Annotated in this window: 11 protein-coding genes and 2 pseudogenes; 7 read left to right on the top strand and 6 right to left on the bottom strand. The window is 67.3% G+C overall.

The window, feature by feature from the left end; genetic code table 11:
- Window positions 1-146 precede the first annotated feature (146 nt).
- Together AC5Y4N_RS11655 and AC5Y4N_RS11650 are read left to right on the top strand one after the other, a co-directional pair.
- Window positions 147-349, top strand: a pseudogene (locus AC5Y4N_RS11655) (alcohol dehydrogenase catalytic domain-containing protein); the annotation flags it as partial.
- Window positions 350-403: 54 nt separating this feature from the next.
- Complete coding sequence (locus tag AC5Y4N_RS11650) at window positions 404-565, top strand: hypothetical protein (protein ID WP_499907889.1); 162 nt, start codon at window positions 404-406, stop codon at window positions 563-565.
- A gap of 3 nt (window positions 566-568) precedes the next feature.
- Here the strand turns inward: AC5Y4N_RS11650 and AC5Y4N_RS11645 are convergent, their stop codons facing one another.
- Entirely contained in the window at window positions 569-2,107 is a 1,539-nt protein-coding gene (locus AC5Y4N_RS11645) for a PTS transporter subunit EIIC (protein WP_499907890.1), read from the bottom strand.
- A 124-nt stretch (window positions 2,108-2,231) separates the two neighbouring features.
- Between AC5Y4N_RS11645 and AC5Y4N_RS11640 the strand changes: the two genes are divergently transcribed.
- Together AC5Y4N_RS11640 and nagA are read left to right on the top strand one after the other, a co-directional pair.
- Entirely contained in the window at window positions 2,232-2,696 is a 465-nt protein-coding gene (locus AC5Y4N_RS11640; protein ID WP_499907891.1) for a PTS sugar transporter subunit IIA, read from the top strand.
- A gap of 6 nt (window positions 2,697-2,702) precedes the next feature.
- Window positions 2,703-3,836 (top strand): N-acetylglucosamine-6-phosphate deacetylase, encoded by a 1,134-nt coding sequence (gene nagA, locus AC5Y4N_RS11635; protein ID WP_499907892.1) that lies wholly within the window; start codon window positions 2,703-2,705, stop codon window positions 3,834-3,836.
- Between the two features lie 50 nt (window positions 3,837-3,886).
- On the opposite strand, the gene AC5Y4N_RS11630 is transcribed toward nagA, so the two are convergent.
- Both AC5Y4N_RS11630 and AC5Y4N_RS11625 read right to left on the bottom strand, forming a co-directional pair.
- The gene (locus tag AC5Y4N_RS11630; protein ID WP_499907893.1) at window positions 3,887-4,975 is read right to left on the bottom strand and encodes a M42 family metallopeptidase; all 1,089 of its coding nucleotides are present in this window, start codon (window positions 4,973-4,975) and stop codon (window positions 3,887-3,889) included.
- Between the two features lie 22 nt (window positions 4,976-4,997).
- Window positions 4,998-5,939 carry an NAD(P)/FAD-dependent oxidoreductase gene (locus AC5Y4N_RS11625; protein WP_499907894.1) on the bottom strand — a complete coding sequence of 314 codons (942 nt, stop codon included), beginning with the start codon at window positions 5,937-5,939 and terminating at the stop codon, window positions 4,998-5,000.
- 181 nt (window positions 5,940-6,120) lie between these two features.
- Here AC5Y4N_RS11625 and AC5Y4N_RS11620 point away from each other — a divergent pair.
- From AC5Y4N_RS11620 to AC5Y4N_RS11610, 3 genes and pseudogenes are all read left to right on the top strand, one after another.
- Window positions 6,121-6,255 (top strand): annotated as a pseudogene (locus AC5Y4N_RS11620) (DUF488 family protein, N3 subclade); the annotation flags it as partial.
- Window positions 6,252-6,683, top strand: a complete 432-nt coding sequence (locus AC5Y4N_RS11615; RefSeq protein ID WP_499907895.1) for a hypothetical protein — start codon at window positions 6,252-6,254, stop codon at window positions 6,681-6,683. The pseudogene AC5Y4N_RS11620 and the gene AC5Y4N_RS11615, both read left to right, overlap by 4 nt.
- 18 nt (window positions 6,684-6,701) lie before the next feature.
- Entirely contained in the window at window positions 6,702-7,049 is a 348-nt protein-coding gene (locus tag AC5Y4N_RS11610; RefSeq protein ID WP_499907896.1) for a cupin domain-containing protein, read from the top strand.
- Here the strand turns inward: AC5Y4N_RS11610 and AC5Y4N_RS11605 are convergent.
- From AC5Y4N_RS11605 to crcB (AC5Y4N_RS11595), 3 genes are read right to left on the bottom strand one after another with little or no spacing between them, the layout of a single operon-like run.
- Window positions 7,043-8,110 (bottom strand): DUF190 domain-containing protein, encoded by a 1,068-nt coding sequence (locus tag AC5Y4N_RS11605; protein WP_499907897.1) that lies wholly within the window; start codon window positions 8,108-8,110, stop codon window positions 7,043-7,045. The two genes, AC5Y4N_RS11610 and AC5Y4N_RS11605, sit on opposite strands and share 7 nt — an antisense overlap.
- Window positions 8,107-8,472 carry a fluoride efflux transporter CrcB gene (gene crcB / locus AC5Y4N_RS11600; RefSeq protein ID WP_499907898.1) on the bottom strand — a complete coding sequence of 122 codons (366 nt, stop codon included), beginning with the start codon at window positions 8,470-8,472 and terminating at the stop codon, window positions 8,107-8,109. The genes AC5Y4N_RS11605 and crcB (AC5Y4N_RS11600) overlap by 4 nt, the downstream gene beginning before the upstream one ends.
- Window positions 8,469-8,864: a fluoride efflux transporter CrcB gene (gene crcB / locus AC5Y4N_RS11595; protein ID WP_499907899.1), complete on the bottom strand. Its 396-nt coding sequence runs from the start codon at window positions 8,862-8,864 to the stop codon at window positions 8,469-8,471. The genes crcB (AC5Y4N_RS11600) and crcB (AC5Y4N_RS11595) overlap by 4 nt, the downstream gene beginning before the upstream one ends.
- Between the last annotated feature and the right edge of the window lie 53 nt (window positions 8,865-8,917).

Genomic DNA, 8,917 nt, shown 5'->3' with positions numbered 1-8,917 from the left:
GCCATAAACGACCGAACGGCATCGCGTCGTTTCGGCGCCGACGCCCGCGGGTATCAACCGCGGCAGGGTCGTTGCGAATCGAGGGCCGGGTTTCTGACCGGCTTTGAAGTTGACCGCGGGGCAATCACAAACGTCAGGAGGCGCGCATGCGCGCGATGATCTACCGCGGTCCTGACAAGGTGCGCGTTGTAGAGAAGTACGTGCCGCCGATCGAGCACCCCAACGACGCGATCGTGCGCGTCACGCTCGCCGCGATCTGCGGGTCCGACCTGCACCTCTATCACGCATGATGCCCGACACGCGGGTCGGCATGACCTTCGGGCACGAATTCATCGGCGTGGTCGAACAGGCTCCTGCTGATCGCCACAGACCGGGTGAATTCCGTTGAGCCTCAACTTCCTTCATGCTGAGCGGCCACCTGACGTCGCGGTTCGGAACCAACCGGGTGGACCGCAACCACATGTGGATCGACCCGATCCTGATCGGCGGACTGTACCTTCTTCTCGCGGCGGCGGGGGCCGGCGCGGCGTTACGGCGGATACGACGATTCCGCCGCAGCCAGTAGCCCCTAGAGGATGTCGACGATCTGGTTCTTCAAATCCTCGGCCGCAGTTCCGAAGACCGCTTGCACACTGCTGCCCAGCTCCACCACGCCGGCCGCTCCGAGATTTCGCAAGCGGGCTCGGTCCACCTTGGTCGGGTCGGAGACTTCGATCCGCAGCCGGGTGATGCAGGCGTCGACGTTGACCAGGTTCTCGCGGCCGCCGAACGCGGCGATGACCTGCTCGGCCTTGCTGGCGGGCGCGGCGTCCACCGATGTCGCCGAATCGCGGCCCTCGCCGAGGTTCGCGTCTTGCTCGGCCTGAAACTCGGCGTCGGGCTCGCGCCCCGGAGTCCGCAAGTTCCACTTCGTGATCGCGAACCGAAACATGGCGTAGTAGACGGCGGTGAACACCACGCCAACGACGAGGAGCACCGGGATGTTCTTCGCGGCCGGTGCCGTGCCGTAGAGCAACAGGTCGATCAAGCCCGCCGAGAACGAGAAGCCGAGATGAATGTCGAGCAGGTAGGCGACGGCCAGCGACACCCCGGTGAGAACCGCATGGATGAGATAGAGCGGGAACGCGACGAACATGAACGCGAACTCCAGCGGCTCCGTCACCCCGGTGAGGAATGCGGTGAGCGCGGCCGCCGACAAGATGCCGACGGCAACCTTGCGCTGGCGTTTGTCGGCGACGTGGATCATGGCCAGGGCCGCGCCGGGCAACCCGAACATCAGCACCGGGTAGAAGCCTGAGGTCAATATCCCGGCGGTCGGGTCGCCGGCAGCGAACCTGGTGAGTTCGCCCGTGGCGACAGTTCCGTCGTGCGGATAGCTGCCGTAGAGGAACCACACGTACGAGTTCAGGATGTGGTGCAGGCCGAGTGGGATCAACATCCGGTTGGCGAATCCGTAGACGAATGCGCCCAGCGCGCCCGAGCCGCCGATAAACGCCCCGAGGCCTTTGAGTCCGGCGTCGAACAGCGGGTAGAAGTAGCTCATCGCGAACGCGATCACCAGGCTCGCCAGCGACACCGCGATCGGCACGAACCGGCGTCCGCCGAAGAACCCGAGGTATGACGGCAGCGCGATCGTGTGATAGCGGTCGAACAGCGCGGCCGTCAGCAGCCCGACCACGATGCCGCCGAAGACGCTGTAGTTGATCTGCGCCTGTTCGCCTGCCTTGTCGACCACGCCGGCGAGCACGATCGGCGACATGGTCTTGAACACGGCCTGCATCACCAGGTATCCGACGACGGCGGCCAGCGCGGTGGACCCGTCGGCCTTCCGGGCGAATCCGATTGCGACGCCGACTGCGAAAAGCAGCGGCAGATTGGTGAACAGTGCCCCGCCGGCAGCGCTCATCGCACTGAAAAACGATCCGATGACCGGTGAATGGATCCGGCCGAGCAGATCGTCCTGGCCGAGCCGCAGCAGGATGCCGGCCGCGGGCAGAACGGCGATCGGCAACATCAAGCTCTTGCCCAGCCGCTGCAACTGCGCGAACCCGGGCACCCGAAGACCCGACTTCGCCTGTGGCTCTTGCGGTTTGGTCTTCTCGCTCATCATCTGCACCTTCCCGCGCACGGCTGTCAGACCGGCACAGCTCAGCGGAAGCTTAGACCAGGAGTTCTCCAGGTCCTGCTGGCTTCCCGTACGGTGCGCGTCGGCGACTATCTATCCTCCTGATGTGATTGAGACGGCCGTCGCCGCGCCCATCGGGGGCCGTGTGGTTGCGCTCGCCGACGTGCCCGATCCGGTTTTCTCAGCAGGCATGGTGGGGTACGGCGCCGCCGTCGACCCGCCCCGCCGGATCGTCGACGCGGTTGCGCCGGTGGCCGGAAGAATCATGAAGCTGCTGCCGCACGCCTTCGTCGTGGTGACTGCCGAGGGAAAAGGCATTCTCGTCCATCTGGGCCTCGACACGGTCCGGTTGAACGGCGAAGGTTTCACCGTGCATGTCAAGCAGGGCGACGACGTCGCGGTGGGCCAGCTCGTCGCCACCTACGACGTGCCGGCGGTGCAATCCAAGGGGCTCAATCCCGTGGTGCCTGTGGTGGTGATGGATGAACGCACATTGGGCAACGTCATCCCTGCCGTTCCGGCCGGTACTGAAATCACTGTCGGCGCAGCGCTTTTCACCGCGGTGAAGTAGAGCGGCATGTTGATCACCGCAAACACCGTGCTGACCGGCTCGAGTTTGCTGCGACCCGGGTGGATCGAGGTGCACGGCGGCACAGTGGCTGCGCTCGATGCCGGTGCACCGCCGCGGCCTGCCGACCGTGACCTGGGCGCTTTCACGGTGGTGCCCGGGTTCGTCGACACCCACGTGCACGGCGGCGGCGGCGCGCACTTTTCCGCCGCATCGCCTGCCGACACCGCCGTCGCGGCGCAACTGCACCGCCGGCACGGCACCACGACGCTGGTGGCCTCGCTTGTCACTGCGGGTCCGGCACAACTGCTTCGCCAGGTGGAGGCACTGGCCGAGGACGTCCGGCAAGGCTCGATCGCCGGGATCCACCTGGAAGGCCCATGGCTGGCCGCCGAGCGGTGCGGTGCCCACGAGCCGTCTTTGATGCGCGATCCGGATCCAAGCGAACTCGACCGGCTGCTCGCCGCGGGTGGCGGGACCATCAAGATGATCACACTGGCGCCGGAGCGACCCGGTGCGCTGGCGGCGATCCGGCGGATCGTCGACGCCGGCGTGATTGCGGCGATCGGGCACACCGACGCGACTTACGAACAGACGCGGGCGGCGATCGACGCGGGCGCGACGGTGGGGACACATCTGTTCAACGCGATGCGCCCGATCAACCATCGGCAGCCCGGGCCGGTGATTGCGCTGCTCGAAGATGCCCGTGTGACAGTCGAATTGATCGCCGACGGCGTGCACGTCGACCCTGCGTTGTACCGGCATGTGTGCCGCAGCGCCGGCCCCGACCGGGTGTCGTTGGTCACCGACGCGATCGCCGCGGCCGGAATGCCCGACGGCGCTTACCGACTCGGGCCGGTGGCAGTGGATGTCGTGGACGGTGTGGCCCGAGTTGCGGGCACCCACACCATCGCCGGTGGCACCGCCACCATGGACCACGTGTTCACATTCGCGTTGGCGCACAGCGGATTACCCCGTGAGGAGGCGTTGATGTCAGCCGTGCGGCAGGCCTCGATCAACCCGGCTCGCGCACTGGGCCTGCCGTGCACCGGGTTGGCGCCCGGAGCGAGCGCCGACCTGGTGGTACTCGGCCCGGATATGGACATCAACGGCGTCATGCACCAGGGCCGAATGTTGGGTTGAGCCACGCCGCGCGCCCCGAAGCGTGGATCAACCCCACATTCGGCATGCCGCTACTCGTGAGTGAGCAGAAACTCGACCAGCACCCGGCTCATCGACGGAATTGCCTCGCGTGCAATGACTTCGTAGCCGTGGGTGCTAAGCGTCGGCAGGCTGAGTAGCCCTGCGCGCGGTGTGATGCCTTGGGCTTTCGCATGCGATGCGTCGGACTCGAATGCACCGAGGGTGGCGGCCTGGGGTGACAAGCCCAATTCGCCGGCAATGTCCATCAATCGGTCAGCGATGTCCTTGTCGTAGACGCAGAGCGCATCGCCGTACGCGACGATCGGCCCGCCGCCGACGCTGGTGGTGTATTCCGCTTCGGTCGGGCCGACCTCCAGCGCCAGCGTGAGGTCGCCGGGAAGGGTCCGACTTGCGTAGGAGCCACCGACGCCCCCGATTTCTTCGTTGGTCGTGAACACAACGTAGACATCGCGTTTCGGGCGCTGCCCGCGCTGCCGAATCATCTGCGCCACCTGCAGGAGTGCCGTTATCGCCGCCCGGTCGTCCATGAAATAGCAACCGAGGTAATCGCCGACCTCCACCAGCGTGCGCTTGCTTCGATGAACGCACACCCTTGTCCCGGGCCGCACGCCGGCTTCGGTGAGTTCCTCCGGCGTGCGCCCGGTGAAAACGTAGACGTGCGGCCAGTCCAGTGACTTGTCTCCACCGTCGGGCTTGGTCTGCCAGATCCGCTGGCTCTCGGCGGTCGTGTGCTCCGAACCCAGCGCCAAGACGCCGATCAGCTGCTGCTGATTGCCGAGCACCGCGACCGGGCCCAGACCGAAGTTGCCCGGGTACATCGTGCCCAGCGGCGTCAGGTGCAGGGTGCCGTCCGGCTCCACCCGCTTGACCACCATCGACAGCTCGTCCATGTGCGCCATCACCCGAGTGGCGGGTGCATTCTGCTCGCCACTGCGGATGAGCCCGATGAGATTTCCCGCTTCGTCTACCCAGGTTTCGTCGACCACGGGTTGCAATTCGCGGCGGCAGATGTCGCGGACCTCGTCCTCCTGCCCGCATGGCCCGTACGTGTAGAGCAGCTCTTGCAACAGCTCCCGCCGAAACCCGTCTGTCATACCGCTTTCTGCGCGATCACCCATGACTGCACGATGTCACGCTGTGCTAATCGTCGTCCGCGTCGGGCGGATATGGCATACCGAATTCGTCGGCCAGCAGGCTTTGCACGATGATCATCGCCGCCTGCGAACCTGCCGCGATGGCGCCTGCCACGTACGGCTGCTCGGTGCAGACGTCACCGGCTGCGAACACCGAGCCCGCGCTGGTGCGATGCAGTGAATCCACTCCGATGGTGTCTGGCGCGAGCGGGCCGGGCGTGCAGGTGGCCCCGAGCTGTTCGGCGAGTTGGGAGTGCTGCCGCAGTGGCGCCTCCACCAGCAAGCCGTCTCGTTCCAGGCGAGTGCCGTCGGCGAACGCGATGGCGCCCAGCTGCCCGTCATGCCCGATCAGTTCGACGACCCGACGCTCCTCGATGGTGATCTTGGCCGCGTCCAGCAGCCGGCGTTCTTCAGGGGAGAGTTTCGGCGGCCCGTCGGTAAGCAGCACGACGTCTTCGCTCCACCCCCGCAGCATCAGGGCCGCATGCACGGCCTCTTCGCCGGCCGCCAGCGAAGCCAGCCGCTTGTCGCGCATCTCCCAGCCGTGGCAGAACGGGCACTGGAACACCGACTTGCCCCACATGTCGGCCAGCCCGGGCAGCTCCGGCGGGCAATAACGCATGCCGGTGGTCAGCAGCACGCGTTTTGCGTGAACCAGTTCGCCGTCGTCGAGTTCGAGCTCGAAGCCGTCGTCGACGGGAGCGCCTCGGGTGACCCGGCCGTCGCGGATCTCCACACTGGGATAGGCGGACAGCTCTCGCCGGCCGAGTGCGTACAACTCCGCAGGTGGACGTCCGTCATGGCCGAGCAGCCCACCGACGCCCTGCGATGGCAGGTTGCTCTGCTCGCCGGCGTCGACCAGCAATGTGCGACGACGGGCTCGGCCCAGCACCAGCGCGCCGCTCAGCCCGGCCGCGCCGCCGCCCACCACGATGCACTCCCAAACCATGAGAGGACTAATTGCGCGTGGCGGCGGAGCTCAAACCTGTGCCCGCCGGTTGTGAGACCATCCGCGGATTGACCACTGGATCAAAGACGCCGCGCCGTCGTCGGAGCTACGTCGTTGACACCACCACAATCCCGCTCGCTACGACGGGTTCGTCGCCCGTTACGCACACGAGCTTGCGCAGCCGGCCGCACAGCAGGCGCTCGACGAGCTCCGAAACCTCGCCGACGCGGGGCCGGTTACGCTGCTCACGTCCGCGAAGGATGTCGAGCACAGCCATCTCGTGGTGCTCGCACGACTGTTGGAAAGGACTCCATGACCGCAGCCTGGGCGGTCGCCGTGGCGGCGATTTTCGTGTGGCTCGGCATGGTGCTGGCGATCTCGTTTCTGGAGGCGCCGCTGAAGTTCCGGGCGCCCGGGGTCACGCTCAAGATCGGGCTGGGCATCGGTCGGCTGGTGTTTCGTGCGCTCAACGGCACCGAAGTGGTGCTGGCCGCGGTGGTGCTGGTGGCGCTGGCGTTCAAGTCGCCGCCAGTGGCGGTACTCGTTGCCGTGTTCTGCGCGGTCGCTGCGCTGGCCGCGCAGCTGGTGGGCGTTCGCAGGCACTTGGCGCGGCGATCTGACGCAGTGCTGGCGGGGGAGGACGGACAAGGTGGGCGCTCGCGCGCACATTACGTTTACGTCGGGTTCGAAGGGATCAAGGTGGTGGCGCTGCTGGTGTCCGGCATTCTGTTGCTGGCCGCGTGACGCCGACGAGGAGGAACGATGGAATCGTTGTCATTGACGGCAGTGGCCGACGAACAGCTGGCCCGGGCGCGCCAGTCCAACAGTGGGCGGTCGGCCCAGACCATCTACGGGGGCCACGAGCACTTTCTGCGGCAGACGGTGATAGCGATTCTGGGCGGCCACGAAATGGCCGAGCACAACAGTCCCGGCGAGGCCACGTTGCAGGTGCTGCAAGGTGAAGTGAAGGTGACCGCGGGCGAGGACTCCTGGCAGGGCGCCATCGGCGACTACCTGGTCATCCCGCCCGTCCGGCACAGTCTGCAAGCCGTCGAGGATTCGGTCGTGCTGCTGACCGTGCGGGCTGACAGCCGGGAACGGATTCAGTAGCGGTAGTCGGCCAGCTGTGTGCCGCCGATGCGCTCGTCGCCGTCCACGAGGACGAGCGCCGGCACCATCTCGCTGGTCACCAGCCCGTGCTCGCCGGTGAAGCTGTCGATCACGTCGAAGCTGCGGGCGATGCGGTCTGGGGTGTCGACGACGACCGTGGTCACCGGAACGCGCCGACTCACTTGAAAAAGCTTGTCGCCGTGAGGTTTACGCGAGCCGTGAAACCCCCAGACGCCGCGCAGCACCGTCGCGCCGCTGGCCGCTCCGCCGGCGCGGAGTTCGCGGACCAGCGCGCGGTGTACCGGTGCGCCGCGGTGAAGAGCGGCCGAGGACGTATAGACCGTCAGCTTCTGCCATAGCGGCCGGCCGTGGCCGTCGGTCGTCGGCAACCGGTCAGGGCGAGCCAGCAGGGTGCCGTCGCGTTTGCATACGCGAACGCGCTCGACGGTGAACAGCGGATGGCGCACCATCGCGCTGAGCCGCGGCAGCACGTCGGCGATGGCGTCGGCGCTGCCGACCGCGATGACCATCATCGGCACGTCGACGTTGCGGCTGAAGAACCGGGCACGCCGGCGCTCGCCGCCCACGGTGCCGTCGACGCCGAGGAATGCCGACGCGCCGGCCAGTCCTTCGCGGTAGAGCAGGTCGCAGATCGCGATGTATGCCGGCACGCCGTCCACGCGTTCTTGACGGCCGACGTACACCGTGAGCTTCGCGGCATCAGTGGCCGACGGCGGCGGTTCCGTGAGGCCGGTGAGCAGCCGGGCGCGCTCCAGCGTGATCAGCCCGGTCGGTGTCAGCTTCACTACGTCGTCGACAAGCGCTGAAATCTTCTCGCGCGTGTCCACCGCCGCCACCGCCACGGGCGGGTCCTCCGACAGGCTCAGCCACTCGTCGCTGCGCAGCTGTTTGCGCGGCCCGAACGATGCGACGCCGCGCAGCATCACGCTGGTGGCAACGGCTCGCTCGGCGTACAGCGCCAACAGCTGCTCGGCCAGGAACAGGCCGTCGACGCGTTGGCGCTCACCGAAGTAGGCGGTCAGCTTCAACGCGTCGCTCACAGCCGGCCCGCGATCCACTGGCCTGCCACCGCGGCGGCGACGCCGAGCACCGTGCTGACGACGATGTTGGCCGCGGCGGGCCAGATCTGCCGCTCCTCGGCGAGTCGCTGAGTCTCCAGCATCCAGGTCGAGAACGTGGTGTAGGAGCCGACGAAAGCGGTGCCGGCCAGAAGCGAGACGTGGTGGTTCAGCGTCAAACCCGACAGCAGACCGAGCAGCATGGCGCCGGTGAGGTTGACCGTCAGCGTGCCGAACGGAAAGGGCTTGACGACCCGTCGGGCGACCGCGCGGTCGACCAGGAAGCGCAGCACGGCGCCGGCACCGCCGAGCAGCACGACGCCCGTCCACACTGCGACCGTCATGCCCGGACCCGCACCCGCCGCACCATGGCGGTGGCCACGTAGACCGCGAACAGGCCCGCCGCGATGCTGGCGCCGGTGTAGCCAGCCGCCAGGCCGTAACGGTGGTCTTCGAGCATGCGCAGGGTCTCCACTTGCATGGTCGAAAACGTGGTCAGCCCGCCGCACAGGCCGGTGCCCAGAAGCGGCCGCCGGTAGCTCGACAGCGGCAGGCGTTCCAGCAGCCGGGTGGTGAAGTAGCCCAACAAGAATGCGCCGACGATGTTGACGCCGAACGTCGGCCACGGCCACTGCCCGGGCTGTGGATCGGCCAGCGCGGTGAGACCGGCGCGGGCCAGGGTGCCGAGTGCTCCTCCGGCGAACACGGCCACCAGCTCGCGTCGGTCGAAGGCCATGTCGCAAAGTATCCACGACCGCTCGGCGAGGTCCGCGGTTCGGCGCCGCCGCC

Source organism: Mycobacterium sp. NGS19 (genome assembly GCF_059813155.1).
The sequence above is the reverse complement of the archived record's forward strand: the minus strand, read 5'-3'. Positions and strand labels throughout refer to the sequence as shown.